The 24,356-nt window shown below is 44.6% G+C and carries 32 protein-coding genes; 17 read left to right on the top strand and 15 right to left on the bottom strand.

What is annotated here, in order from left to right; genetic code table 11:
* Positions 1-10: 10 nt before the first annotated feature.
* From nspC to QWZ13_RS18620, 8 genes are all read left to right on the top strand, one after another.
* Entirely contained in the window at positions 11-1,222 is a 1,212-nt protein-coding gene (gene nspC, locus QWZ13_RS18655; protein ID WP_290283123.1) for a carboxynorspermidine decarboxylase, read from the top strand.
* A gap of 18 nt (positions 1,223-1,240) precedes the next feature.
* Entirely contained in the window at positions 1,241-2,146 is a 906-nt protein-coding gene (gene speB, locus QWZ13_RS18650) for an agmatinase (protein ID WP_290283122.1), read from the top strand.
* Positions 2,147-2,335: 189 nt separating this feature from the next.
* The gene (locus tag QWZ13_RS18645; protein WP_290283121.1) at positions 2,336-3,721 is read left to right on the top strand and encodes a hypothetical protein; all 1,386 of its coding nucleotides are present in this window, start codon (positions 2,336-2,338) and stop codon (positions 3,719-3,721) included.
* A gap of 130 nt (positions 3,722-3,851) precedes the next feature.
* Positions 3,852-4,148, top strand: coding sequence for a hypothetical protein (locus QWZ13_RS18640; RefSeq protein ID WP_290283120.1), 297 nt, complete (start codon positions 3,852-3,854; stop codon positions 4,146-4,148).
* Between the two features lie 69 nt (positions 4,149-4,217).
* Positions 4,218-4,544 carry a DUF3392 family protein gene (locus QWZ13_RS18635; protein ID WP_216000231.1) on the top strand — a complete coding sequence of 109 codons (327 nt, stop codon included), beginning with the start codon at positions 4,218-4,220 and terminating at the stop codon, positions 4,542-4,544.
* Positions 4,469-5,323 (top strand): S1/P1 nuclease, encoded by an 855-nt coding sequence (locus tag QWZ13_RS18630; RefSeq protein ID WP_290283119.1) that lies wholly within the window; start codon positions 4,469-4,471, stop codon positions 5,321-5,323. The genes QWZ13_RS18635 and QWZ13_RS18630 overlap by 76 nt, the downstream gene beginning before the upstream one ends.
* A 448-nt stretch (positions 5,324-5,771) precedes the next feature.
* Positions 5,772-6,578, top strand: a complete 807-nt coding sequence (locus QWZ13_RS18625; RefSeq protein ID WP_290283117.1) for a hypothetical protein — start codon at positions 5,772-5,774, stop codon at positions 6,576-6,578.
* Positions 6,579-6,639: 61 nt separating this feature from the next.
* Positions 6,640-7,575: a response regulator gene (locus tag QWZ13_RS18620; RefSeq protein ID WP_290283116.1), complete on the top strand. Its 936-nt coding sequence runs from the start codon at positions 6,640-6,642 to the stop codon at positions 7,573-7,575.
* Here the strand turns inward: QWZ13_RS18620 and phoR are convergent.
* The 4 genes from phoR to QWZ13_RS18600 form a co-directional block, all read right to left on the bottom strand.
* Entirely contained in the window at positions 7,572-8,891 is a 1,320-nt protein-coding gene (gene phoR / locus QWZ13_RS18615) for a phosphate regulon sensor histidine kinase PhoR (protein WP_290283115.1), read from the bottom strand. The two genes, QWZ13_RS18620 and phoR, sit on opposite strands and share 4 nt — an antisense overlap.
* Positions 8,892-8,894: 3 nt before the next feature.
* Positions 8,895-9,620: a phosphate regulon transcriptional regulator PhoB gene (gene phoB, locus QWZ13_RS18610; protein WP_435407324.1), complete on the bottom strand. Its 726-nt coding sequence runs from the start codon at positions 9,618-9,620 to the stop codon at positions 8,895-8,897.
* Between the two features lie 80 nt (positions 9,621-9,700).
* The gene (ubiA, locus tag QWZ13_RS18605; RefSeq protein WP_290283114.1) at positions 9,701-10,555 is read right to left on the bottom strand and encodes a 4-hydroxybenzoate octaprenyltransferase; all 855 of its coding nucleotides are present in this window, start codon (positions 10,553-10,555) and stop codon (positions 9,701-9,703) included.
* The gene (locus tag QWZ13_RS18600) at positions 10,552-11,064 is read right to left on the bottom strand and encodes a chorismate--pyruvate lyase family protein (RefSeq protein WP_290283113.1); all 513 of its coding nucleotides are present in this window, start codon (positions 11,062-11,064) and stop codon (positions 10,552-10,554) included. The genes ubiA and QWZ13_RS18600 overlap by 4 nt, the downstream gene beginning before the upstream one ends.
* A 283-nt stretch (positions 11,065-11,347) precedes the next feature.
* On the opposite strand from QWZ13_RS18600, the gene QWZ13_RS18595 reads away from it, so the two are divergent.
* The gene (locus tag QWZ13_RS18595) at positions 11,348-11,623 is read left to right on the top strand and encodes an HU family DNA-binding protein (protein WP_290283112.1); all 276 of its coding nucleotides are present in this window, start codon (positions 11,348-11,350) and stop codon (positions 11,621-11,623) included.
* Between the two features lie 29 nt (positions 11,624-11,652).
* On the opposite strand, the gene QWZ13_RS18590 is transcribed toward QWZ13_RS18595, so the two are convergent.
* Positions 11,653-12,585, bottom strand: coding sequence for a LysR family transcriptional regulator (locus QWZ13_RS18590; RefSeq protein ID WP_290283111.1), 933 nt, complete (start codon positions 12,583-12,585; stop codon positions 11,653-11,655).
* 57 nt (positions 12,586-12,642) lie between these two features.
* Between QWZ13_RS18590 and QWZ13_RS18585 the strand changes: the two genes are divergently transcribed.
* From QWZ13_RS18585 to QWZ13_RS18555, 7 genes are all read left to right on the top strand, one after another.
* On the top strand, positions 12,643-13,944 hold the full coding sequence (locus QWZ13_RS18585) for an acyl-CoA dehydrogenase family protein (RefSeq protein WP_435407321.1): 1,302 nt from the start codon (positions 12,643-12,645) through the stop codon (positions 13,942-13,944).
* Entirely contained in the window at positions 13,941-14,756 is an 816-nt protein-coding gene (locus QWZ13_RS18580; RefSeq protein WP_290283110.1) for an SDR family oxidoreductase, read from the top strand. Before QWZ13_RS18585 ends, QWZ13_RS18580 begins: the two co-directional genes overlap by 4 nt.
* Positions 14,746-15,813 (top strand): phosphotransferase family protein, encoded by a 1,068-nt coding sequence (locus QWZ13_RS18575; RefSeq protein WP_290283109.1) that lies wholly within the window; start codon positions 14,746-14,748, stop codon positions 15,811-15,813. Before QWZ13_RS18580 ends, QWZ13_RS18575 begins: the two co-directional genes overlap by 11 nt.
* Positions 15,810-16,478: a histidine phosphatase family protein gene (locus QWZ13_RS18570; protein ID WP_290283108.1), complete on the top strand. Its 669-nt coding sequence runs from the start codon at positions 15,810-15,812 to the stop codon at positions 16,476-16,478. The genes QWZ13_RS18575 and QWZ13_RS18570 overlap by 4 nt, the downstream gene beginning before the upstream one ends.
* Before the next feature lie 8 nt (positions 16,479-16,486).
* A complete protein-coding gene (locus QWZ13_RS18565) occupies positions 16,487-17,233 on the top strand; it encodes an SDR family oxidoreductase (RefSeq protein ID WP_216000217.1) in 747 nt (248 codons plus the stop codon).
* Positions 17,234-17,342: 109 nt separating this feature from the next.
* A complete protein-coding gene (locus QWZ13_RS18560) occupies positions 17,343-17,684 on the top strand; it encodes an SCP2 sterol-binding domain-containing protein (RefSeq protein WP_353959029.1) in 342 nt (113 codons plus the stop codon).
* 87 nt (positions 17,685-17,771) lie between these two features.
* Positions 17,772-18,665, top strand: coding sequence for an adenylate kinase family protein (locus QWZ13_RS18555; protein ID WP_216000215.1), 894 nt, complete (start codon positions 17,772-17,774; stop codon positions 18,663-18,665).
* Here QWZ13_RS18555 and QWZ13_RS18550 read toward each other — a convergent pair.
* Genes QWZ13_RS18550 through QWZ13_RS18540 form a run of 3 tightly spaced genes read right to left on the bottom strand, consistent with a single transcriptional unit; the run spans position 18,604 to position 19,504 of the window.
* Positions 18,604-18,774 carry a hypothetical protein gene (locus QWZ13_RS18550; RefSeq protein WP_290283106.1) on the bottom strand — a complete coding sequence of 57 codons (171 nt, stop codon included), beginning with the start codon at positions 18,772-18,774 and terminating at the stop codon, positions 18,604-18,606. The two genes, QWZ13_RS18555 and QWZ13_RS18550, sit on opposite strands and share 62 nt — an antisense overlap.
* A gap of 9 nt (positions 18,775-18,783) precedes the next feature.
* Positions 18,784-19,014 carry a hypothetical protein gene (locus tag QWZ13_RS18545; protein ID WP_290283105.1) on the bottom strand — a complete coding sequence of 77 codons (231 nt, stop codon included), beginning with the start codon at positions 19,012-19,014 and terminating at the stop codon, positions 18,784-18,786.
* Between the two features lie 34 nt (positions 19,015-19,048).
* Positions 19,049-19,504 carry a DUF3291 domain-containing protein gene (locus QWZ13_RS18540; RefSeq protein ID WP_290283104.1) on the bottom strand — a complete coding sequence of 152 codons (456 nt, stop codon included), beginning with the start codon at positions 19,502-19,504 and terminating at the stop codon, positions 19,049-19,051.
* A 20-nt stretch (positions 19,505-19,524) separates the two neighbouring features.
* Between QWZ13_RS18540 and QWZ13_RS18535 the strand changes: the two genes are divergently transcribed.
* Positions 19,525-19,731 carry a hypothetical protein gene (locus QWZ13_RS18535; protein WP_290283103.1) on the top strand — a complete coding sequence of 69 codons (207 nt, stop codon included), beginning with the start codon at positions 19,525-19,527 and terminating at the stop codon, positions 19,729-19,731.
* Here QWZ13_RS18535 and QWZ13_RS18530 read toward each other — a convergent pair.
* The 7 genes from QWZ13_RS18530 to QWZ13_RS18500 form a co-directional block, all read right to left on the bottom strand.
* Positions 19,728-20,567 carry a formylglycine-generating enzyme family protein gene (locus QWZ13_RS18530; RefSeq protein ID WP_290283102.1) on the bottom strand — a complete coding sequence of 280 codons (840 nt, stop codon included), beginning with the start codon at positions 20,565-20,567 and terminating at the stop codon, positions 19,728-19,730. The two genes, QWZ13_RS18535 and QWZ13_RS18530, sit on opposite strands and share 4 nt — an antisense overlap.
* 243 nt (positions 20,568-20,810) lie before the next feature.
* The gene (locus tag QWZ13_RS18525; protein WP_290283101.1) at positions 20,811-21,215 is read right to left on the bottom strand and encodes a GNAT family N-acetyltransferase; all 405 of its coding nucleotides are present in this window, start codon (positions 21,213-21,215) and stop codon (positions 20,811-20,813) included.
* A 63-nt stretch (positions 21,216-21,278) separates the two neighbouring features.
* Positions 21,279-21,851 (bottom strand): GNAT family N-acetyltransferase, encoded by a 573-nt coding sequence (locus QWZ13_RS18520; protein WP_290283100.1) that lies wholly within the window; start codon positions 21,849-21,851, stop codon positions 21,279-21,281.
* 45 nt (positions 21,852-21,896) lie between these two features.
* Positions 21,897-22,019, bottom strand: coding sequence for a hypothetical protein (locus tag QWZ13_RS18515; RefSeq protein WP_290283099.1), 123 nt, complete (start codon positions 22,017-22,019; stop codon positions 21,897-21,899).
* Between the two features lie 35 nt (positions 22,020-22,054).
* On the bottom strand, positions 22,055-22,471 hold the full coding sequence (locus tag QWZ13_RS18510; protein ID WP_290283098.1) for a hypothetical protein: 417 nt from the start codon (positions 22,469-22,471) through the stop codon (positions 22,055-22,057).
* 72 nt (positions 22,472-22,543) lie between these two features.
* A complete protein-coding gene (locus QWZ13_RS18505; protein WP_290283420.1) occupies positions 22,544-23,332 on the bottom strand; it encodes an alpha/beta fold hydrolase in 789 nt (262 codons plus the stop codon).
* 228 nt (positions 23,333-23,560) lie between these two features.
* Complete coding sequence (locus QWZ13_RS18500; RefSeq protein WP_290283097.1) at positions 23,561-24,295, bottom strand: helix-turn-helix transcriptional regulator; 735 nt, start codon at positions 24,293-24,295, stop codon at positions 23,561-23,563.
* Positions 24,296-24,356 lie beyond the last annotated feature (61 nt).

The following is a 24,356-nucleotide window of genomic DNA, read 5'->3' as shown; positions in this document are numbered from 1 at the left end:
GAGCCCGTAAATGACTGTAAATAAGATGCTGACCGATTTCAGTAAACTCGATACAACAGGGTTACCAAGCCCAGCGTTTATTGTCGATGAAGTTGCTATTGAGGAAAACCTAAAGCAGTTGGCAGAAGTTGGCCAGCGCAGTGGCGCTAAAATTTTAGCGGCACTTAAAGCGTTTTCTCTTTGGCCCTTAGGTGAGTTAACGGCGCAATATCTCGATGGGATATGCGCCTCGGGTATTCACGAGGCTCGTTTAGGTAAAGACCACTATTGCTCGGGTGATAAGCCGGCCGAAGTGCACGTTTACTCTGCAGCTTTCAGTGATGCCGACTTAACTCAGTTGCTTGATATTGCTGATCACATCGTCTTTAACAGCTTATCGCAATGGCAACGTTTCGAAGCTAAGTTAATTGAAGCCAAGCAAAAACGACCGAACTTGCAATTTGGCTTACGTATTAACCCTGAGCATTCTGAGGGTGACGTTGATATTTATGACCCTTGTGCTCCGGGCTCGCGATTGGGTATTCCTTTGGCCAGTTTTGATCCGGCCATTGTTTCTTCTGCAATCGAGTCCGGCTTGTTAACAGGGCTTCATTTTCACACCTTGTGTGAACAAGATTTTGCACCCTTGGCGCGCACGCTTGATGTAGTAGAAAAAAACTTTGGCCAATGGTTACCACTATTAAAGTGGATTAATTTTGGTGGGGGTCATCATATAAGTCGAGGTGATTACCAGCGTGATGCATTGGTTGATCGAATAAAAGCTATTCGTGAAACCTATTCACTCGAAGTTTATCTAGAGCCTGGCGAAGCCGTTGCCATTGGCTCCGGCGTACTCAGTGCCCAAGTGCTCGACATTGGGTTTAATCAATTGCCGCAGGCCATCTTAGATAGCTCGGCTACTTGCCACATGCCTGATACATTGGAAATGCCCTATCGAGCCGACATTCTTGGAGCGGGTGAAGCCAATGAGAAGAAGCATACCTATCGTTTAGGGGGCTTAACGTGCCTTGCGGGTGATGTCATGGGTGATTACAGCTTCGACGCTCCGTTAGAAGTAGGGCAGCAATTACTATTTTTAGATATGAGTCATTACACCATGGTAAAAACCAGCACCTTTAACGGATGTCAGTTGCCCGCGCTGGTGGTGTGGAATTCAAAAACAAATGAACGGCGCATACTGAAAGAGTTTGGGTATAGCGATTTTAAGCAGCGTTTAGGTTAATTTTAAGAGGACATTTTCATGGTTCAGGGTCGTAATCCAGCTCAAAAAGAGAAGGTGATATTTTTAGGTTCAGAAATTGAACAAGCGCCACTAAATCAAGCTGGCTTTGCGGTACTGCCCGTGCCTTATGAAAAGTCAGTGTCGTATGGCGGTGGTACGGCTTTGGGGCCAGACTCCATCCTTGAAGCATCGCATCAACTAGAAACGTGGGATGGTAAATCAAGCCCGAGCGAACTGGGTATTCATACCTGCGATACCATCAATTGCAACCAAGATGATGAAGCCGTTATTGAAAGCATTGCCAGTGCCACGGCCAAAATTCTAATGGCGGGATCAATGCCAGTGGTATTAGGAGGCGAGCACACGGTGACTTGGGGTGTAATTAAAGGGTATCTAGATGCTGGCATAACCGATTTTGGCGTCGTTCAAATAGACGCTCACGCCGATTTACGCGATGCCTATGAAGACAACCCACTCAGTCACGCTTCGGTCATGAAGCGTGTCGTTGACGCCGGAGTGCCTCTATTTCAACTTGGTATTCGTGCCTATTGCGATGAAGAGCGAGAAATTCGTGCGCAAGAAGGTATTCACTTTATTGATGCCGATGACCTCGTTCCGCAAAATATTCAGCACATTGATTTACCTGAAGATTTCCCTAAAAAAGTATTCTTCACTCTCGACATTGACGGCATGGATCCATCCGTTTTCCCTTCAACAGGAACACCCGTTCCTGGTGGTCTAGGCTGGTACCAAACCCTAAACCTTTTTGATTCCGTCATAAAGCAACGCCAATTAATCGGCTTCGATTTAATGGAATTCGCCCCCATCGAAGGCTTTCACGCCTACGACTTCGCCGCCTCACTTTTAGTCTATAAGATGATGGGTATGGCGCAGCGGGCAGGTGCCGTTGAGGCAAAAAATTGACATTAAAGTCTTTATAATGAAATCGACCTTGATATCAAAAGTAATGTGTCGAAAAATTGACTAGGATCTAAAACTTTTAAATAAAATAGTTAATCAAATTGATAATTATTGAAATGAGCTATATATTCGCTGGGCTTTGAACACTTTTCGAACAATAAACGAAATAATTATCAATAGGGTCTATAGTCCATGAAAAAGAACTTGTTAGTTACTGCAATTGCGATTGCATCAATTGGCTCAGCATCTGCGAGCTCATTCTTAGCTGGTGATCCAGTTGAATCGGTAGCAGATAAAGATACAGCCTACGATAATCCAGCTTTTATACTAAACACAAAAAACCAGGTGACTTTCAGCGATTGGGGTAACGTTGGTTATGTATTTAACGCATTCAATCAAAAGTTAGCCGTTCATGGCGGAAGAGGTGGCAATGCCATCGATGTATTCTGGGGTGGAAACTTAGGATTTGGTGGTTTAGGTATCGCTTCAGGTTACGAAATTGATAACGAAAGCGAATTATTAGTGACATCATTTACTGGTCAAACTAACTTTACTTACCTTGAAGAAGACGGCAAAACAGACTTAGTTGTCGGGAATGATACGGCCAGCTTAGAAGTTAAAGCAAACGAACGTGCTATCAAATCTAGCGAAGCACAAATAGCAGCTGGGTTTGTGTTAAATGATTTACCTATCGATGGTACCATTTCACTATCTTTGCCCTCTGCAAGTACAGTTGATAGCCTCAGCGTTGTTGATGTGTTAACAACCGACGGCAATACGACGGCAACTTACCGCGAAACTCGTACCACCGTAAGTACAACTTCTAGCGAGCGTACGGGAGGCTTAGTTGCCTCTGCAGCCGGTCGTTATAAGTTTAACTCAACTACCTATGTTACTGGTGGAATTGCTATCAACAACAACGAAACAACAGGCTTTACTCGCAGTGTTGTAACCCAGTTTGATGAAAATTTAGCGGCACCGGCAACAGATACAAATGAAACCACAACCACTGATTCTGGCAGTATCCTAGATGCTAAAGAAACTATTTTCAGTGTAGGTTTAGACCACCGCAAAAATGTTGGACCCGCGGCAATTAAAATCCAACCAAACTTGGATTACACGACATCTTCAAGCTCTACTTCGGTCACAGTAAGTGATAATAAATTTGTCGATGCTCTAGATTCAGCCAATAATACAACGGGCCCTACCGGTGTTACTTCTATTACCGCATCTGAAAGCACCGATATTGATGCTAATGTACGTGTTTCGGCCGAGTTTGCTGCGAGCCAAAAGTGGACTTGGCGTGCAGGTGCAAATATAGATGTTTTAACCTACTCAAGCACTAAATCAACATTTACTAAAAATAAAGTGAATAACGCAGGTACCGGTTACGAGGAAGATTACGTTCAAGTGACTGAAGATGATTCTAGCCTAGAAATTTTAGATTCTGGCTACGCAATTGACTTGGGCTTTTCATTCAAACCATCTGAGAGTGCTGTATTAGACATTAATCTAGAATCTAATAATAACGCATTACAAAATTGGACGGCGAACTTCGGCTTTACTTTTTTCTACTAAGCACCACTTATTTCAAAACCTAGTTTTAACCCAGCTTCGGCTGGGTTTTTTTATGATTAGCGACTATCTTGTTGTGAGCAAATATCAATCTTTTTCAATAACAGGCTCCGTAATTTTCTAAGGTAATTTAGTGTCTAATATTAGTCGTTATCTGCAATTTATAATTTCAATCTTGTTGGTGGGTGTTTTTGCCGGCGCATATATCGTTCTGTTTCAATCGGCCATTACCATCGATGTCATTGATCGGTCATTAGAGCGACATGTGGAGCAGTACTTACTAGAGCGATCGACGCAAGATATCGTTATGCGTGAAATAACAACGCTTTATGGTTGGTTGGTACTTACTTCTTCTGCATTGGCCGTCTCCGTGGGCTGGTTGGTCTTCAGCAGTTGGCGTGATCGTCGGATTCGTGCAAAAAAATCGTAACTAGGTGCCTGATGGCATTATTCTCTGGCACAATATTAGGCCATTCAATTACTAGGTGAAACAGAGTTCATGTCTGATTTATTGACCGTATTTTCGGGCTGGTTTCGGCCTCATTTAACTTTTATCGCATCAGCTTATATTGCCACTATACTGGTGATTTATGGCGCTCGGATCAACAAGGCTGTTTGGGCATTGGTGAAGGGTGCGCACTTTATTATTAGAACCTTGGTGTTTGTGGCCTTATGTGCCGTTGGTTATGGTGCTATTTCTGTTTATTTGGTGCCGGTGGTTCGTGAATTGTTATTGTTAGCAGGAGCATTATGGTTAGGACCTCTAGTCGTTATCAGCTTTTTATTCATTGGATGGTTAGCCGAGCAGAACAGTCGAAGAGGCTAGTCGCTTCACTTTTGATAGCGGCATCGCCCTTGGTTAGCGCGTTCGAAGAGCAGGGCCACTCTATGGTGGCTCAGTTGATGGTGATGTATTTAGATGACAATGCTAAAGGCCGCTTGGAATCACTACTGGGGGCAAACTGGCAGCGTGAGCTCATTGCCATGGCGCCAAGAGTAGAGCAAGAGGTTTCGCGCGCAAAGAATCGATCTATGCAGCCGCTGCAGCTTACTCTGTTTTCTGTTGAAGATACTGAGTTTAATCCACAACAGCACTGCCCAAAAAACGCCTGTTCTGTAGGGGCTGTGTTAGAAAGTAAAAAAGTGCTGCAAGAGAACCAGTTTTCGAATGCGCAAAAAAAGAAGGCGTTAGGCTATTTAATGCATTATATGGTGCAGCTCCATGTGCCGGTCAATACCGGGCTTAAGCGTGATATGGGCGGCCAAAAGATTTATTTAAAAGATGGCGATCTCAAAGACGTTAATCTTGCCTGGATCTGGAATTACGATCTGTACCGAAGGTTTGAAACGCGTTGGTTTAGTTTGGCTCAAGAGTATTTCCGCGAAATGAAAGATATGGATCTCAGTACTTGGAGCGAATCAAAGATGCCACAAGATTGGGCATTTGAATCGCATTTGCTGGCACGTGAACATGTGTACCCCATTGCAACAGAGGGGCGTTACAGTGCAGCGTTAATTAAAGAAGGGCAAGCGTTGCTAAGAACACAGCTACAAAAGGCGGCTTACCGCTCGGCTTTGCTTATAAATGAAGCGCTTGGTTCATAGATATTTAGGGAGAAAGGGAAGGGGAAAGTGAGCTTTCCCCTGGAGTCGTAAGCAATTGTCTTCCGTGAACAGTCTCATCCTGAGTCGATTACATCCATGTAACTCGCTTACCCGTTCCAGGGCGTGTCCTGAGGTCTTCCGTGTGCATCCAATGCGCTCTATCCGTAGAGTTTTGTCCAAAGTCTGCATCCGAGCAGCACATTCCATCCGTTGGTCGCCAATCCTAGCTATACTTCCTTGGAGTTCTTCCTGAACAAGATCTAGTATATGGCTTTTTGTGATGAGGATATGACAAATTTTAGAGCCAAAAAGCTTGCCTAAATAACAAGCTTCTCTACAGGCTACGTAGCTCGTAGAAGTGCCTCTTAAAGTGTCGACTCTATCACAAGGGTTTTCCAATTAACGTACGAATGTTGTAGGAAATGTCTTACAAACGGAGTAGTAAAAAATGACAATGGCGACTGCCTCTCTTCATTTATATGGGTCTTCGGCATTGCTGGGTCATTTGAAGAATGCCCGTTTACCCTTACTTCATGGATCGAATCAGCTCAGTCCTTATTTAGAAACAGGTCATAAACGAGTTTTATCCCAAGCGCCCATTACCGAGCATGAAATAAACCAAGAGCTGCGGCGTCAATTTGAAGCTTTACCTGGGCACATCAGTGCGCTGCTCAGTTTTGAAGATTTTACGAAACAATCTGAAAAGCTCATGCCTTCTATAGAGGCGGGGATTAAGGCTCGTCGTCAACAAAGCAAGCCTGGCTCAAATCAGTACTCTACCGAGCGATTTCATAAAGTAAGCTATCTACGGTTATTCAACAGTGCTTTGAGTCACTATGGTTGGCAGTGTTTGGCTGATCAATTCAGTGGTATATGCGTTGAGTTAGAAGCCAACCACGACGTGTTTCAGTCGAATGATGAGCGCTTAGCGTTATTGAAAGCAGTACAATATGGCGCAACCCATGATTTTAACGTCAATGGCCACAATCCTATTCCTGGCTTTTTTTTGGATAACCCAGAAAATGCACTGCGCGAGGAGTGGCGAGCGGCATTTTTATTCGCCGAGCCGCAGCCAGTGCTAAAAATACAGGCTCGAATAGTGAAGCGAATCTATTTGTCAGTTAACGCAGAAGAGTCCTTGGTAGAGGATTGTCAGCGACTCGTGCGCCAGGATTTGAGATATCGCCATGCTGAACTTTCATTTGTGGTTCCAGACGAACAGCAATGGCGACTGCGCGTTAACATCGACCAATAATGTCGGCAATGTTTTGATGTTCGGCTATGCTTAACTATACAAAAATAGAGATCCTTCATACATGTCTAGTTTAAGTTTCCTTGTGGTCGACGATGCTTCCTTTATTCGTGACCTAGTCAAAAGAACGTTACGGCAGCAGTTTGCCCAGTGCCAAATAGATGAAGCCGTGAATGGCAAAAAAGCTCAAAGCCTGTTGTCTAAAAAGCAATACGATTTAGTGCTGTGTGATTGGGAAATGCCCGAGCAATCCGGCATCGAGGTGTTGCAATGGTTACGGGCTTATGAAAATGATAACGGCCTACCCAAGACCCCCTTTATGATGGTCACCAGTCGTGGCGATAAAACCAATGTTGTCGAAGCGGTTCAAGCAGGCGTATCCGATTACATTGGTAAGCCCTTTAGTAACGATCAAATCCTTAAAAAAGTGCTTAAGTTACTCTCTGTAAATCATGGTGCGTTGGTAAAATCTATTTTAAAAGGGGCTGCAGCTATGAAGCCCACATTTGGATCGGCTAATGAATCGGCGGGTGTCTTACTAGGGGCTGCGCCGCAAGCGGCTAAAAAACCTGCGTCGTCAAATTCAGCCGGCAGCGCTTCATTGCTAACCACGGGTGCACCCAGTTCGAAATTAGTCGATAAAGAGCCGATAAGAGCAGGTAAAACCAAACCCAAAGCGAGCATATTAGCGAAAGTCGCGGTGCGCTCTCCCAAGGCCGCTTGGCAAGGTGACTTACGAGACATTAATTTAACCGACTTAAGCATGACAGTAGAACTTGATGATACCGTTCCTCCTACCGTGCTAGATCAAGTCGTGGTGGATATTGTTCCGAAAAACGATCCCGATGCCGTGGCGCGCATAAATACCATGGTGACATCGGTTGCTTTAACTGAAAAATCACTCAGTTGCTCAAGGTTAAATCTTAATGTTCGCATCGTCGATGATGATCAAGAAAAACTTGAAACGCTGAGTAAGTTTATTGCTCAAGTTCGTCGCTAGTTTTGCGAGCGTTGAGATAATTCGCTCAGTCGCTTTTTGGGAAAAATACAGGTGAAGGCTGAACCAATATTAGGCTGGCTTTGTATATCTAAATAGGCGTTATGGTGGTTCAATATATGCTTCACAATGGCCAGCCCTAAACCAGTGCCACCGTCTTCACTTGAGCGGCCTTTGTCGGCTCGATAAAAACGTTCGGTAAGCCGAGGAATATGATGTTGCTCAATGCCGTAACCTTGATCTTGAACCGTCAGTAAACCTCCCAGAGCCGATTTTTTCCAGCTGATGACAATGGACTTTTGAGACGGGCTATAACGTACTGCATTGTATATTAAGTTGCTCAACGCCGTTCTTATTTGACCCAAATCCCCTAACAACATAGCATCGGTTTGGCATTGAAATGTAATGTCTAACTTCTTATCTATGCTGTGCGCATATTGCAATGCATCTTCGATCAACTGCGACATTAAGTCTGGGATGTTTATCTTCTTCATTGGCGCATCACTGGTGTCAATATCGAGTTTACTGAGAATGAGTAAATCATTGACAAGGTTGTTCATACGCTTTGCTTGCGTCGACATGCTGAGCAATGCTTTGTGCATGGCAGGGGGAATATCATCATTGAAATTTAAAATATTCTCGAGATGACCTTGAACAACTGTAATTGGTGTTTTGAGCTCATGCGAGGCGTTGGCTACAAAGTCTTGCCGCATTTTTTCAAGCTTCTCTAAACGAGTGGTATCGCGCAGCAATAGTAAGCGCTCACCTTCGCCGTAGACGGTCATCGATATTTGCAGAGAACGATTTGCGTGTGCCGGATTTTCTATAGTGATCGGTTCTTTGTTTTGTGCTTTGTTGTAGTAGTCTGTGAACTCAGGATCTCGAATCAAGTTCGTGAGTAAATGACCTTCGTCGACTTTTTTCAAATTCAATAACTTAACAGCGGCTTTGTTCCACGATTCTATGTTGCCATTGGAATCTAAAGTGATAACACCATCGGCCAACGCCTGATTAGATGTACGGATTTTTTGAATGGTTTCACGATACCGTCTAACTTGCTTGCGGTGTTTCTTGCGTACCATGTAAAGGTGATCGAACACTACACCCCATAACCCCATAGCATTGGGCGGTGCGTTCTTCGCCCCTTTTATTAACCACGAAATAAGACGGTGCTGTTGGTATAAAATCCAAATTAGATAGCTGGCACTGGCAGCGGCCAAAAATAACCAAGGATAGCCAAATACAAAACCCACTGATACGGCCACAGAAGCTGAAATAGCTAGGTTTTTGTAATGAGATTTGCGTAAATCCCGAATCATAAATTAGAGGCTCTCTGGCGACTGAGTAGAGAATCGATACCCCGTTCCTCTCACTGTTTGTACGAGTGTTTTGTATTGCTCACCTAATAGCTTTCGTAAGCGTCGAATATGTACATCGACTGTTCGTTCATCTACATACACATTACCGCCCCAAACGTGATCAAGCAACTGGCTTCGACTATAAGCGCGTTCAGGATGAGTCATAAAAAATTGCAGCAATTTAAATTCGGTGGGTCCTAGCTTGAGCTCTGAGCCATCGGCAAATACTCGGTGGCTGGTCGGGTCTAACGTTAAACCTTTTACTTCAACTACAGTATCAACGCCGGCCGGTGTAGAGCGACGTAATACGGCTTTTAATCGAGCCACTAATTCACGCGGTGAAAAAGGTTTAGTGATGTAATCGTCGGCACCGGCATCTAAGCCTGATATTTTATGTTCTTCCTCGCCTTTGGCGGTGAGCATAATAATGGGAATCTCTTGAGTTAAAGCATCGCGTTTTAAACGACGCGCCAATTCAACCCCACTGGTGCCGGGCATCATCCAATCTAGTAATATTAAATCGGGCTTTTGGTCGACGATAATTGAATGAGCGTCTTGCGCGTTACCTGCTTCTAAAGCGCGATAACCCGCCATTTCGAGCGCAGCGGCGATAACATCGCGAATGGCCGATTCATCATCAACGATTAAGATACTTCGTGTTGCCATGTCAGTTTCCTGAATAGGGTTCATAATAGCTCACGATTAAAAAGAAGTTTTGTGACATTAAGATGACAAAATTCATAATTCTGCCATCTTTCCCAATTAAAAGGTTAGAGCAGTTCCACGACCGCGGCTATAAATAGCGCCATCCCCAGCCAATGATTATTTAAGAATGCTTGAAAACATGCATCGCGGTCTCGATGTCGGATTAACCACTGCTGATAACTCATTAGCCCTGCTGAAATGGCAATGGCGAACCACCATACCAAACCGAATTCGGCTTTTACGCCTACCGCTACCCAGCTCAGCAGTGCCAGCAGTTGCAGAACGCCGATCATTAGCTTGTCGGCATCGCCAAATAAAATTGCAGTTGAGCGCACGCCAATTTTTATATCGTCGTCTCTATCGACCATGGCGTACTGGGTATCATAGGCCACTGTCCATAATACTTTGGCGGTAAATAGTAACCATACGGTATCAACTAATGGGGCTTGTGCGGCGGTATATGCCATCGGAATCGCCCATGCGAAAGCGGCACCGAGTACCACCTGAGGCAAATAGGTATGGCGTTTCATAAATGGATAAAGCGACGCAAGAGCTAAACCAACAAAAGACATATACACCGTTAATGCGTTTGTCAGTAATACTAAAATAAAAGAGACACCCACTAACGCAGAAAAAAGTATTAACGCTTCTTTTTCAGTGACTAAACCTTGGGCTAGGGGGCGGGTATTTGTTCGCTTAACGTGGCCGTCAATTTTCCGATCGGCGTAATCGTTAATTACGCAACCTGCGGAGCGCATGAATAACACACCCAGCGTAAAAATAATGAGATTCTTAATAGACGGAAACCCGCCCGAAGCGATCCACAGCGCTGTTAATGTCGGCCAAAGAAGAAGGTAAGTGCCAATAGGGCGGTCGAGTCGAGTGAGCTTTATGTATTGTGAAAGCGCTAGTTTATTCATGATTGCCTAATTAATTCAGGTAAAAAATATTCGGTCACCAGTAAAGGTTGTTCACGTAACCAATAGCGTGAACGGCGCCCCCAGAGTGTATCAAAATGCGTGATTTCTGTTGGGCTTTTTCGCACAGTATCGTCGGCGAATAACAACTCACCCAAGGGTCTTTCTTGCAGTGTTGATAATTCCGCTAAGCCCTGTTTTAAACTTGTAGTGGGTATTAGTGTGTGCGCCATAACCCAAATTTCTTGGTGGTTTTTCAGCGCTACTTTACGTGAAAAATACTCGGCTTTTTCCTTCGTATGGGCGGCATTGAGGCTCGGATCAGTACTGTTGATGAGAGTTTCTTCAATCACAGCCACGGAAAAATTATCCGTACGTTGGCGCAGCGCTTCGGTCAAACTGCCAGGCAAAAACAGCCAATAACCCATTTCGTCTGGAATCGGTTCAGGAAAGGCGCTGGGCGTATACCAAGAGTGGCTACGTGTGTCTAAATCGAAAGTTAAGGTTTCCACTGCATAAGTCATTTATTAAAAAGCGCCAGTGTACCTGAGGTGCTCTACTATGTTGAATGCCAAATGTTATTTTTGGTCAATATATGCTCGATAACTGCTTGAAAAATAGCATTTTTTTACGAATTTGACGCTCAAAGGCGGAGAATTTGGAATTTAAGGCTTGGCAAGGCAGGTGAGAACTAGGTAGTCTAGGGGCATAGTCACACCTTTTACAGCGCTTTGCTGGCTGTTTTTAGAGTGAGATTGCTAGTTATAACAATAAGAGACATAAAAGGAAGTTACCATGCGTAAGCCCGATCTATCTGCTGCTATTGCAGAGCATGCAGATTTAACTAAAGATAAAGCTGCAGAAGTACTAAACGTAATTCTAGACCAGATTACCCAGACAGTTGCCAAGAAAGAATCGGTAACCTTAGTGGGCTTTGGCACCTTTGAAGCGCGCTCACGTGCTAAGCGTAAAGGTAAGAATCCACAAACGGGTGCAGAGATAGAAATCCCTGCAAGTAACACCGTTGCCTTTAAAGCGGGTAAGGCTTTAAAAGACAGCGTCAACAAATAAGCGTTGTTTAGTAATTTAAAAAAAGAGCCTCAGGGCTCTTTTTTTGTGCCAGTTTGGCTTTGCAAACTGTTTAGCAAATGCTCTCTAAGCCAAGCCAAAAAGCCATCGGCTTGTGTGTGTTGGTGCCAATATAAATGCGTATCTACATTCGGCACTTCAAAAGGTAATGGCATAATACAAAGCTCTAGATCGGTAAAGGCATTAGCCAACGATCTTGGCAGTGTTAATATAGACTGCTGCTGGGTCAATAAAGAGGTGGCCGTTGCGTAACTCTGGCAGCGCGCCTTCACTGTTCGGTTAATGCCTAAAGTTGCAAAAGCAATATCTTCTAACACTCGTCCAGTCGGGCGGTTAGACACCGTTATGTGGTTCAGTTGCCGGTAATGCTCTACGGAGAGTTCTCTTTGTGGAAAGTACTTTTTGCCACCTAAACAGCAAAATCCAGAAGAGGCGATTAAATCATGCCCTATTGGGTTGGACAGTGGGCGAGCGACATCGATCGCAAAATCTATCGCGCCCGATTCTAACTGCATGGGCAAGGAATCTCGTTCTATTTTAACGCTATGAAACTCTAAATTTGGAGCAACCTTGCTAAAGTAAGCTAGGACAGACGGGAAGAAAAGCGGCTCTAAGGCATCGTGAATGGCGAGCACAACAGTTTGCGATGCCGAAAGTGGGTCAAAGGCACCTAAGGTTTGCAGTGATCGTCTTAACTGGCTTAGGGTGGAGATTATTTCCGGCATAACCCGTCGGCAGACAGGCGTGGGCTTCATGGTTGAACCTTGGCGTGTAAACAACGGATCTCCTAAGGCTTCACGAAGTCGTTTTACAGAATGGCTCACCGCAGAAGGCGTGATATTTAACGCTTCGGCAGTACGCGTCATGTTTTCATGCTGGTAAAGGGCTTCGAGCACTTTGAGCAAGTTGAGATCCAGTTGAGCGATCGATTTTAGGCTAATCATATTGAATAAAATTCATAGTGTGGGTCAAATATATTTCATTTTGTTCACAGTAAGGGCTTGCGTACACTGAGTCAATCTATCCCATTCTTAAAGCATGGATGCCCAATAATAAAAAGGTGTGTTATGGATTTTTCCAATTCAGAACGAAGTAATGATTATCTCGCTCAACTCAATCAATTTATGAATGAAAAGGTTCTGCCGGTGGAACAGTCTGTTTTGGCCGCAAACCGAGCTCTAAATCCAACGGGAAATTGGCAAGAATGGCGTACCTTAGATGAAGTAGAGCAGCTAAAAAAAGACGCGAAAGCGCAAGGGCTGTGGAATCTCTTTCTACCCGATGCTCAATTGGGTCAAGGGCTAACCTGTAGCGAATATGCGCCACTCGCGGAAGCCACCGGTAAAGTGATATTTGCTCCGGAAATTTTTAATTGCAATGCGCCCGATACCGGTAATATGGAAGTGCTGTATCACTTTGGATCTGACGCCCAAAAACAGCAATGGCTTAAGCCTTTGCTCGCCGGAGACATTCGATCGGTTTTTTGTATGACAGAGCCAGAGGTGGCCTCAAGTGATGCAACGAACATGGAGGCCACTATCGCAGCCGATGGCGATGAGTTAGTGATTAATGGACGAAAGTGGTGGAGCACTGGGTTGGGCCACCCCAATGCAAAAGTGGCTATTGTTATGGGCCTATCAAAGCCTGACGCGGCAAAACACGAACGACATTCTATGGCGCTAGTACCTTTAGATGCACCTGGAGTAAGCATTAAGCGCATGTTGACGGCCTATGGTGAGTACGATGCACCCTATGGACATGGTGAAGTAACGTTCACTAACGTTCGCGTTCCAACAGAAAACCTCATATGGGACCTTGGAAAAGGCTTTGCGATTGCGCAAGGTCGCTTAGGCCCAGGGCGAATTCATCACTGTATGCGTGCTATAGGCGCAGCCGAAAGAGCGTTAGCGATGGCAATTCAACGAGGACTTTCACGCCAAGCCTTTGGCAAGCCCATCATTCAATTAGGCGGAAATACCGAGCGCATTGCTCAAGCGCGCATTCAAATTGATCAAGCCAGGTTGCTCACGTTAAACGCGGCTTGGAAAATAGATAACTTTGGCGTTAAAAACGCCATGACTGAAATTTCGGCTATTAAAGTTGCTGTACCAAACATGCTGCAAGATGTGGTCGATATGGCCATTCAAATGCATGGTGGCGCAGGTGTCTCAGATGATACGCCGCTCGCGTCTTTTACGGCCATGGCGCGAATTTTACGCATTGCTGATGGCCCCGATGAAGTGCATCGCCACATGGTCTCACGTTTAGAAATTGCCAAACACCTCAAAGGAAAAGCATCATGAAAAAAGTACTGATTACTGGCGGCGCTTCAGGTTTGGGTTTGGCGATGGCTAAGCGATGGGCGAGCACAGGTGCAACGGTTTGTGTCGCCGACAGAACGGAAGCATTAGCCCAAGCCACAATAAACGCAATAAACGAAGCCGGTGGGCAAGGGCATTTTGTTGCTTGCGATGTGACTGACGATGAAAGTTTAGCGGCCGTTAAACGCTACACAGATGAACATATCGGCGCGCTAGATGTGCTCATTAACAGCGCCGGTGTGCCGACGGCTGGGTCGATTGAAGGCGAGTCGTTAAAAGCTTGGCAATGGGTGCTCGACATTAACTTACTTGGCTGTGTACGGTTAGCAAAATTATATGTGCCAGATATGAGAAAAAATAAAACAGGCCATATTGTAAACGTTGCGTCTCAGGCCGGCATCACTTCTATGCCATTTATGGGGTCTTACAATGCATCGAAGGCCGCTTTGGTTGCTTACAGTGAAACCATGAAGCTAGAGCTAAGCCCATTTAATATTGGTGTGTCTGTATTGTGCCCAGCCTTTGTAAAAACGAATTTAGATAAATCATTGCCTGAAGAACAGTCCGACATGCAATCGGTGGTCACTAAGTTAGTTGAACGCGGAACCGTGAGTGCAGAGGAAGTTGCCGAGGCCGCTTTTAAGGCGGTTCAAAATAATAAATTCATGGTGATTACTCATGCCGATGGCGGACGCATTTATTCGCTTAAGCGTTGGTTGCCAAATTTTTATTTTTGGCTCATGGCAAAAAAATCTAAGCCATTCACGGTAAAGGGTTACGAAAATGGCGCATAATTCGGCGACGCATAACCAGCAAAAAACACAGCCGGGCGAAGAGCTAGATGTGAATGCCGTGCATGCTTGGCTGAGTAACCACATAGAAGGGCTCAACGAACTGCCAAGCGTAAAGCAGTTTTCTGGCGGTGCTTCGAATTGGACCTATTGCTTAACTTACTCCAATAGGGAGCTCATATTACGACGTGCCCCGGCCGGTAAAAAAGCTAAGGGCGCACATAATATGGCGCGCGAGTTTGAAATACAGCAAGCGCTCAAGCCGGTTTATCACTATGTGCCTGCCATGTATGCGTTGTGCCAAGATGAATCGGTGATAGGTACCGACTTTTACGTGATGGAAAAACTCAATGGCATTATTCCTAGAAAAAATATGCCAAAAAATGCTTCCCTTTCGTCCGAGGAAGTAAAAAACCTATGCAATAACATGATAGACGCACTGGTAGAACTGCACAGTGTTGATGTTGAAGCATCGGGTTTAAGTGGGTTAGCCAAAGGGGAAGGGTATGTTACTCGCCAAGTAGAAGGTTGGTCTAAACGATACCGTGACGCCAAAACCTGGAACGTGCCTTCTGGTAAAAAAGTAATTAACTGGTTAGAGAATAACAAACCCAGCAAAGAAACCATCTGCTTAACCCATAACGATTTTCGCTTTGATAACTTAGTGCTTAACTCTGAACATCCGAGCGATATTGTTGGAGTGCTAGATTGGGAGCTGGCCACCTTGGGTGACCCGCTTATGGATTTAGGTAACGCCTTAGCCTATTGGGTAGAAGCCGATGATGACTTTATGGCCAAAGCCATGCGTCGCCAGCCAACGCATCTAGAAGGTATGTTTAGCCGAAAAGAAGTGATCCGCGCATATCTAGAAAAAACCGGTGGCAGCTATAGCGATTTCAGATTTTACGAAGTGTTTGGTTTGTTCCGATTAGCGGGCATTGCGCAGCAAATTTATTATCGCTATCACCACAAGCAATCACGCAACCCAGCGTTTAAAAACTTCTGGGTGTTTATTCATTATTTACTGTGGCGCTGTAACCAAGCGATAAAAGCCAAATGAAAATAGTGTATTTGGTGCGCCATGGCCAAGCCAGTTTTGGTGAAAAAGATTACGATCAATTATCGCCTACTGGTTGTGAACAAAGCCAGTTGGTTGGTCAAGCCCTGCGCGCTAAAAACGTAAACGTTGATCGGTTAGAACTCGGCTCATTACAGCGCCATAAACAAACCTGTGAGCACGCGTATGAAAATAAACGGCCCACGCATGAAAACCAGCAGTGGAATGAGTTTGACCATAAAGATATCACCGCTCAGTATTTAAAAACTCATCAACTGCACAGAGATGAATTCTTAGATCTAAGCGACATCGATAAAATGGCGATGTTTTCAAAAGCCATGGTGCAGTGGGTAGAGGCCGATGCAAATGGCACAAATTACCGTGAAACTTGGCCGCAATTTAAAAGCCGCGCCAACCATGCATTGCAACAACTTATTCAACAAACGCAACAAGCTGCTATTGTGTTTACCTCTGGCGGGGTCATCTCAAATATTGTTGCACACATTATGCAATTAAGTTCTTTGCAAGCACTCATGCTGAATAGGCAACTAGTCAATACCGGCATCACCAAACTGCTGATTACTCGTAACGGGTTGCAAGTTTCAACCTTGAATGAATATGTGCATATAGAACAACAAAACAATAAAAAACTCATAACGTACAGATAGGTAACTTAATGCGAAAAACAATTTTAATTACCGGTGCAAGCTCAGGGCTTGGTCAGGGTATGGCTGAAAAATTTGCCGCCAAAGGGCATAACTTAGCGCTCTGTGCGCGCCGACTCGACCGTTTAGAATCCTTTAAATCCAGCTTGCTTGAAAAGCACCCAAACATTCGCATTGAGCTTCAAAGCCTAGATGTAAATGATCACGATGCCGTGTTCACTGTATTTAAAGCGTTTCAACAAAGCTTTACGACGATTGACCGAATAATCATCAATGCGGGTATGGGTAAAGGTGCATCGATTGGCACGGGCTATTTTGAAGCCAACCGAGAAACGGCGATGACCAATTTTGTGGCTGCTTTAGCGCAAGCCGAAGCGGCGATGGAAATTTTCAGAGAACAAAATCACGGTCACCTTGTGACTATTTCTTCCGTCAGTGCGGTGCGCGGTTTTCGCCGAGCGTTGAATGTTTACTCAGCAACTAAAGCCGGTTTAACCACCATGACCGAAGGTATTCGTATCGATGTGCAAAATACACCGATCAAGGTTTCGTGTATTCACCCTGGCTTTATTCGCACAGAGCTCAATGAAAAAGTGAAAAAAGTACCGTTTATTGTAGATTTAGACACTGGGTGCGCCGCCTTAGTGAAGGCCATCGACAAAGAAAAACCCACCAGTTACACCCCAACATGGCCGTGGTTGTTTGTGCAGCAGCTGATGCGTTGGTTGCCCGATAGCATGTTGAAGAAGTTCAGCTAAGGCTAACCGAGCATTTTTATAACTATACAAGTGTCTAGTAATAGGGTAAATTCAAACGATCGTTTGAATAAGCTGAGATATTATGAAGTTCCGAGCACTTTTATGGTTAATGGCCATTATGTACCGCCGTGCGGCCCGCAATAACATTAAAATGAAGTCATTTTTGATCGACGTCGACAAATCTATTCTCATTACTACCGCTCAAGAAAAACCTGGGCGGTTATTTACCTTTAAAGACCAGCAAATAAACACGCAATCAGGTCATCAAGGTGACGCTGGAATGACGATTCGTTTTAGCAGCCCTACCGTTGGGTTTAATACGCTTTGGTCTATGGCGACCGGTAAAGACAAAAATGCCTTCATGAAAGCCATTCAAGAGAAAGATGTGGTGATCGAAGGCGATATGATGATGTTGATGTGGTTCCAAAAGAGCGTTAAATACATCCGATAATCGCAAACTGGGCGGTTTTCAGATAATTCACTTGAATTAAATGGCAAAGATAGCGAAGATTCCCTAAATCGACAATTGGGGAACACAATGCAATCTCAAAGCCGCCTTAAATCGTTAGTGCAGGTAGAAAAAGTCACCGTTAGAGAGCCGGGGGTGATTATTCTCACCGGACCATCGAGTTGCGGTAAAGGTGAAGTGGCCAGTGCCCTCTGCCGAACCCTAAGCATACGCCCCGAAGCACACCTATCTATGGGTGAAATTCTCCGCAGTACCTTCCGCGGCGCCAAAGAAGACCCCGAATTTGCCGAGTTATTGGCCACCAAGTACGACCTAAGCGCCACCACCAACATATTTGATTGCATAGACTCGAGCGAAAGCTTATCGGCAAAGGTACGTTCTTACCAAGCCGAACTTGAAGCTTATTTCAAAAAGCCAAATATGGACTTATTTACCTCTCAGCTAGACTGGCTGGAGTTTTGTACCATGAACGGTTTATTAGTGCCGAACCGTTGGACAGAAAATTTTGTCGCCGCCCATATTGAACAAGCCCGAAGCACCCGAGAAGAAACCTTCATTTTAGACGGTTATCCAAGAACAGTCCGCGCAGCTGAGCACTTGTTAGCCTTTTTAGAAAGCATGGATATCCCGGTGCTTAAAGTGATTCACCTAAGTATTAGCCGCCAAGAAATGATGGCGCGTGCGCAATCTCGTGGCCGTGCCGACGATGATGATCAATCGCTGGTTAAACGCTTTCAGTTTTATATCGAAAACGTACAGCCGAGTGTCGATTACATGAAAACCCAGCTCGGCTCAGACCGCATTGCCTTAATTGATGCACACCAGCCAGTGTTTGATGATTTCCCAGAAAACAAAAAGTTTAATCTGACTAAATCTATCAACAATGTAGTTGCAGGTGTTCTTAGAGCACTGGGTGTACCACGCGTGGTATTGGCCGATTTATTAAATGATGATAAAGATTAACTTTTGGTAAAAATGAATGGCGTTGCATAGATACTGCAGCGCCACTTAAGACTATTGGCTTTTGCCTAGAATAGTAATATGGCAAGAAACGCCTTCCATCAATATCCAAACCGCCTCGTTAAGACGTTTGCTGCTCTTTAAAGAACTTGCAGCTCAAGCTGGTAAAACTATATACCCATGCCGCACCTAAAAAGCTAAAAATCATTCTAGAAAATGTTGAGATAAAAGATTCGTCTATCATGAGGTAAGATCTTGAGAGTAGGTAGAGTGCAATACCGCCGTACAGAGCTAAAATAAAAGCAAATAGAGTGCCTGAAACCTTAAGCAAGTTAATTTTAAGAGTTGTCATAACGAAATTATCCTTATTTCATTGTTGGTTAGTTTTAAACAAATTCACTAGGTATTGAATAAGACTTTTTAAACGTAAAAGCCTGCTCAGTGGGGCCTTTATCTTGCAAAGTGCTTAACTTAAGTGCGGCTTCTTCAATGCTAGGCTTGTGGCCAGAAGGTATCCACCAAAGCACTGTGTGTGCTTCACTCATGTGATGAAACCATTCCTTTTTACGGCGCATAATTTCAATATGCGCCGTTTTATATACGTAATGGTGAAGCGCATCTATTGATCGCCAAACGGACATATTGGCAATTATATCTGAACCAAAATAATCAATGCCCGTAGCATCACCTTCTTCTGTTTGTAAACGCCATACAAAGCCTTCAGAGGCTTCTGCAAGCGCGTTAATTCTATCTAGATTGGCCACAAAGTCTGCAATTTTGGGCGAATCTATTGGGGCGAGAAGCTTGGCAACATTAAGTTGAGCTAGCTGGTAACCAGACATAGTATTTAATCCTTTTAACAATGACTAACCGTCAGCCTACCTTGACTCAGTACTCTATACCAATCATCAAACTGGCGTTTATATCCGAGTTTTTCTTAGAGTTTTATAGCGGATCAGTTGGCAACCCCTTGAAGGTAAGCATAGGTTGCACCTTGTTCCACAGCCCAATGAAGCATGCCTTTCGCTATTGCTGTGCTATAGCCTTGCTGCCCAGCGCTGTGCATTAAGGCATTTTCGCTGGCGTAACTACACGCACGCCGATGTGCGAATCTTGATAAATGGGCGCATCTTCAAAATGATGGTAAGCATTACGGCTTACATTTGGGTGGCTGCCATACCATCCGCCTTTCTCCATTTTTTTGAATCCGGTCGGTGAGCCAGTCGGATTATCTCCTTGAGTAGAGCGATCAAAATCAAAGTTTATCCAATCGCTTACCCACTCCATGACATTCCCAGACATATCGTGCGCGCCAACCCAGCTAACACCAGCCGGTAAGCTACCAACGGGCAACGCAGTGTCGCCAATGTTTGCGTGATTGTCTTGCCATTCATTGCCCCAAGGGAATATGAGACTACTAGGCCCCGCTGCGGCGTATTCCCATTCCGCTTCTGTTGGCAGCCTACCGCCACGCCAGGCAGCATAAGCTTCGGCTTCATACCAGGTGATGCAAGCGCGCGGTAAATTAGCAGCACCCTCATGACAAGGTATTGGATAAATAGGAAGGTATCGCCCACTTATCCAATCCCAACCTTCTTTCGACCAAAAGGCTTCGGTGGTATAACCATCGGCATCAACGAACGCCTGAAAACTTTCATTGGTGGCCTCGTATTTATCAATCCAATACCCTTCGGTAATCGTGGTTTCAAAGCGAGGCGCTTCGGTAGGAAACACCTTGACCGCCCAACTAGGCTCTGTGAAATTTGGGTTGTCGGTACCCATCATAAAAGTACCTGGCGGCACCCAAACTTGCGCAATACCATGAGCGTCTGTGCGTTCTTTGATATCAGCCGCGTGGGCGGTTGTGTAGATAATTGCAAGGCTTAGCGTTAGGGCACGGTACATTTGAAATCCTTTTTAGTTTTTTTATTATTGAACAAAGAATAATGAGTTCTGTAGCCTATTCTATTTAGGTTGAAAATTGCAAATTGTTAAGCAAGCCTTAGCCAAAATGAATGCCGCTCAATATCCAATGTGATTGGCTTTCCTAGAGGGATAGGGCTAGATTTATACAATCATCGTTTCGCGCGCCTCGTATCACTTTTATTCTAATAAATATTGGTGGTGCTTAAATCAACGTCGACCCCCCTATAAAGAAACTTCCATTTTAAAGTAGGTGATATCGGCTTTATAAAACCGTTCTCCGCATTGCCGCATACCAAAGCGCTGATAAAAACCTAAAGCCGATTCTCTTGCATCACACCAAAAAACCTTTGCATCGGTATCTTTTAGGGAATGCAAAATATAGGTTAACATTTTTGAGCCTATACCTTGGCCTTGGTATTCCGTATGGGTTGCAAATTTTCGTAAGCGCGCTTTGTTCGCATCGAGGTAAACAGAAGCTACACAAACTAGCTGGTCGTTAGTAAATGCGCCAAAATGCATGGCACCTGAATCACCCTCTACATGACAAAATTCTGATGGTTTATTTGGCCATAATACACTTTGCCTTAGTGGCAGTGTTTGCTCCCAAGAAATAGCTCGAATTTCCATGTTTTTTTCATAGCCTCGTTGCCCAATAATGCACATAAAACCTAAGCCAAAGTCTATTGAACTTTATCGTTGTGAATCAGATGGAACCACCGAGTAAACTTTGGTATTTCGCAGGTTTCCTTCCATGTCGTAGCGATCATTTCTTAACGTACCTTCGTGTACAAAACCAGCACGTTCCGCAAGTTTCCAGCTAGCACTATTTCTTTCGTCGGTAGTTAAATAGACGCGCGTGGCCTTCAACTCGTTCAGCGCATAAGAGACTAAAGCTTTGACGCCTTCAGTCATAAATCCCTGTTTAGAATAGCGAGAATTACCCCAATACCCCACTTCAAATTGACGCTTATCCCAATCGGCATTGTGTAAGCCACTACCGCCGATTACCTCGCCAGTTTCTTTGTGAAAGAACAGCGCCATTAAATCTTCATTGAGAAGAAAACGACCATAGGCTTTTCTACAAGATTCCTCTGACTGCGATTCAGTAGGTGGCGGCGTTACCCAACCAAGCCAATCTTTTAAATGTTCGATAGATTCGAGAATGGCTTTGTTAAAGCTGGCACCATCGCCTGGTTGGGCGACACGTACGATCATTCTTTCGGTTTCAATCAATTCAGGTAAATGCGTCATATCCTTTTTCATACCTTTAGGGTTGTTGCGATTAACAAAATGAGTAAGAGCGTCTGCTCATGGAACCAAACTTTGAAGGTAACGCTTTAGCTTATTCGGTATTGCACTGAACCGAGCATAGCGCGTAAATCCAGGCAGAATGTTGCCCTTGTCATCTATAGAATATTTTATTCCATCCAAAGATACCAAACCAAAGTTGATTTTTTAAGTGATGTTTATTCTGCTGTCAAACGTAGAACAGCAATAGTAATAGAACCAACGATAAATCCCGGGACGACTTGAATAAGAGAGCCATAAAAAAGCTGCCCAATGAGTGCTTGAGTCCAGGTATCAAATATATCGTAATGAGTACCAATCTCCCATTTATTAGTGATCCACCATAATATGAAAACAGGTACTCTCGATATAGGTGAAAATATTAAAAGACAACACAATAGAGCTAGATGAGGAGATTCGTAGTCTACTAATTTTTTAGCCCAATAGACTGAGCATATCAAAGTAAGCCAAAGTAAACCTATTAAAAAAACATAAACATCGGGTATGCCAGCCAATTCCAAAAAAAAGCGTGTAGGCGTCACTAGTTGAGCAATGAAAATAGGAGCTGTTGAAAGTCCCAAGGCAAACTTGAACATAATTTAATTCATCCTCTCAAAAAAAAGCAAACGCCTATGCAAATAGTGCAATAACCCTAACTAAATTGGTTGTTAACTCGTGGTTTCTAGCCAATTTAAGATGGCGGCTGTGGTAGCCTCCGGTTGTTCCTGCTGAATCCAGTGACCACAATCGAGACTAATTTCATCGATATTCGGGACAAACTCGCGAATATTTTCGAGCTTTGGTATTGCATCCTGCTCCCCATAAATCATCAACGTTCGATGATGAATGATGGGGTCAACATGACCTAGAATTTCCCAGTTTCGGTCCAGGTTACGATACCAGTTGATGCTGGGTGTAAGTCCGGTGTGAATAAATGATTCTGCAAACACCTGCAGGTCAGCGTCAGCCATGATCGGATCGCCTTCAGGCATTTTGTTTAGAGCTAGGTTGATCATCATCTGGCCAGGCTCTGGCGGTTTGGCAGGCAGATTCTTGCGGAACAGATTACCGAGAAACCTGTTTACGTTGTCATCGAGGATCGCATCGGCCACGCCGGGCTGCCGGCAAAAGTGAACTATGTAATTGTCACTGCCGAAAAACGCCTCAAGTGCTTCCGTCCACGGCTGGTCACCTCGTATTTGGTACGGCAAGGCGAGATTCACTAGACGATGGACACGGCTCGGGTGCAACATGGCTAGGCTCCAGACAATGTTTGCACCCCAGTCATGACCGACAAACGTTGCCTTGTCGTACCCAAAATGATCCAGAAGGGCGATAAGGTCCGCGGTTAGATAGGATATGTTATACGCATCTACGTACTCAGGTGCTGTTGAACGACCAAAACCTCGCTGATTGGGCACGATGACATGGAAGCCCGCCTCAACCAATGGGTCTATTTGATAGCGCCAAGTGTAAGCGAGCTCCGGCCAGCCGTGACACAGAACGATAGGGTTGCCTCGGTGTTGTTGCCCGGCTTCAAAGACTTCCAGTTGGATGCCGTTTAAGTCGATCAGGCTAGGGTTTGGAAAGCAAAGCGGCGTTGACATAGTAGGTCCTTAATTTTGTTGTGAGTGGTTTTAAAACACACAATAAGGACATATGTGCCATTTGTTGGCATATTAATCTTAAATCAATTGGAAATAAGGTTCGTAGCGTTCGTGGAACTGAGGTTTGGGTTTTAAACGAAAGGTCTTCACTAACACCTGTGCCTTTCTAATTCGATCTATTCGAAACAGCCGGTCGGCTTCACGCAAATGATCATAAGAAAGTATGTACCATGTGGGCCAGTTCAGCACAATATAGTGCGGCTCAATTACCCGGCTTGTTCGCTGTCCTGATTGTGATTCATAGTGAATCTCGACAAGCTGTTGCCTTAAAAACGCTTCAGAAATTTTTGCTGTTGATTGGCTTAGTTTCACTTTCATGTCGCCTTCTGAAAAAGGCTCGACTTTGTCGGCAATGAATATCCGTTTACGGATACCAGAGACTGACTTTCGTTGGTTTTCAGGAAAGGCTTGAAATAATTTCTGTCGGATAGCCTTCAGGTTACTCGTTAAGAACGGCGATTGAAGCCTCTCCATGATGGCGAGGGCCATTACGAGTTCAATAACTTCCTGATGAGAAAGATGTAAACGCTCTATGCCCCAACGTCCTTTTAACCGGATACCCCCGCCTCGCCCGCGTTCAGATTCGATCGGATAACCCATCGATTTCAGCTCGGCCAGCTCACGCATCAAGGTTCGCTGGCTCACATCAAGCTCATCGCGCAGGTTGGCAGTGTTCCAGCTGCCTTCGGACCTCAATAAGGCGAGAAGGCGCTGGCGACGGTCTAACCGTGTTGTGAAGCTGGTGTTCGACATTACGTTAATGTGCCAGTAATCGACATATTTTAAAATACACTAGTATTGGCCTTTTTTTAAA

The sequence above is a fragment of the Reinekea marina genome (assembly GCF_030409715.1).
GTDB lineage: Bacteria > Pseudomonadota > Gammaproteobacteria > Pseudomonadales > Natronospirillaceae > Reinekea > Reinekea marina.
Note: the sequence above shows the minus strand (reverse complement) of the source record. Positions and strands in the feature narration are given on the sequence as shown.

Coding starts and splice junctions, on each gene's coding strand:
- nspC (WP_290283123.1), top strand. CDS start 11: ATGACTGTAAATAAGATGCTGACCGATTTCAGTAAACTCGATACAACA.
- speB (WP_290283122.1), top strand. CDS start 1,241: ATGGTTCAGGGTCGTAATCCAGCTCAAAAAGAGAAGGTGATATTTTTA.
- QWZ13_RS18645 (WP_290283121.1), top strand. CDS start 2,336: ATGAAAAAGAACTTGTTAGTTACTGCAATTGCGATTGCATCAATTGGC.
- QWZ13_RS18635 (WP_216000231.1), top strand. CDS start 4,218: ATGTCTGATTTATTGACCGTATTTTCGGGCTGGTTTCGGCCTCATTTA.
- QWZ13_RS18630 (WP_290283119.1), top strand. CDS start 4,469: ATGGTTAGGACCTCTAGTCGTTATCAGCTTTTTATTCATTGGATGGTT.
- QWZ13_RS18625 (WP_290283117.1), top strand. CDS start 5,772: ATGACAATGGCGACTGCCTCTCTTCATTTATATGGGTCTTCGGCATTG.
- QWZ13_RS18620 (WP_290283116.1), top strand. CDS start 6,640: ATGTCTAGTTTAAGTTTCCTTGTGGTCGACGATGCTTCCTTTATTCGT.
- phoR (WP_290283115.1), bottom strand. CDS start 8,891: ATGATTCGGGATTTACGCAAATCTCATTACAAAAACCTAGCTATTTCA.
- phoB (WP_435407324.1), bottom strand. CDS start 9,620: ATGAACCCTATTCAGGAAACTGACATGGCAACACGAAGTATCTTAATC.
- ubiA (WP_290283114.1), bottom strand. CDS start 10,555: ATGAATAAACTAGCGCTTTCACAATACATAAAGCTCACTCGACTCGAC.
- QWZ13_RS18595 (WP_290283112.1), top strand. CDS start 11,348: ATGCGTAAGCCCGATCTATCTGCTGCTATTGCAGAGCATGCAGATTTA.
- QWZ13_RS18590 (WP_290283111.1), bottom strand. CDS start 12,585: ATGATTAGCCTAAAATCGATCGCTCAACTGGATCTCAACTTGCTCAAA.
- QWZ13_RS18580 (WP_290283110.1), top strand. CDS start 13,941: ATGAAAAAAGTACTGATTACTGGCGGCGCTTCAGGTTTGGGTTTGGCG.
- QWZ13_RS18575 (WP_290283109.1), top strand. CDS start 14,746: ATGGCGCATAATTCGGCGACGCATAACCAGCAAAAAACACAGCCGGGC.
- QWZ13_RS18570 (WP_290283108.1), top strand. CDS start 15,810: ATGAAAATAGTGTATTTGGTGCGCCATGGCCAAGCCAGTTTTGGTGAA.
- QWZ13_RS18565 (WP_216000217.1), top strand. CDS start 16,487: ATGCGAAAAACAATTTTAATTACCGGTGCAAGCTCAGGGCTTGGTCAG.
- QWZ13_RS18560 (WP_353959029.1), top strand. CDS start 17,343: ATGGCCATTATGTACCGCCGTGCGGCCCGCAATAACATTAAAATGAAG.
- QWZ13_RS18555 (WP_216000215.1), top strand. CDS start 17,772: ATGCAATCTCAAAGCCGCCTTAAATCGTTAGTGCAGGTAGAAAAAGTC.
- QWZ13_RS18545 (WP_290283105.1), bottom strand. CDS start 19,014: ATGACAACTCTTAAAATTAACTTGCTTAAGGTTTCAGGCACTCTATTT.
- QWZ13_RS18540 (WP_290283104.1), bottom strand. CDS start 19,504: ATGTCTGGTTACCAGCTAGCTCAACTTAATGTTGCCAAGCTTCTCGCC.
- QWZ13_RS18535 (WP_290283103.1), top strand. CDS start 19,525: ATGACTAACCGTCAGCCTACCTTGACTCAGTACTCTATACCAATCATC.
- QWZ13_RS18530 (WP_290283102.1), bottom strand. CDS start 20,567: ATGTACCGTGCCCTAACGCTAAGCCTTGCAATTATCTACACAACCGCC.
- QWZ13_RS18525 (WP_290283101.1), bottom strand. CDS start 21,215: ATGGAAATTCGAGCTATTTCTTGGGAGCAAACACTGCCACTAAGGCAA.
- QWZ13_RS18520 (WP_290283100.1), bottom strand. CDS start 21,851: ATGAAAAAGGATATGACGCATTTACCTGAATTGATTGAAACCGAAAGA.
- QWZ13_RS18510 (WP_290283098.1), bottom strand. CDS start 22,471: ATGTTCAAGTTTGCCTTGGGACTTTCAACAGCTCCTATTTTCATTGCT.
- QWZ13_RS18500 (WP_290283097.1), bottom strand. CDS start 24,295: ATGTCGAACACCAGCTTCACAACACGGTTAGACCGTCGCCAGCGCCTT.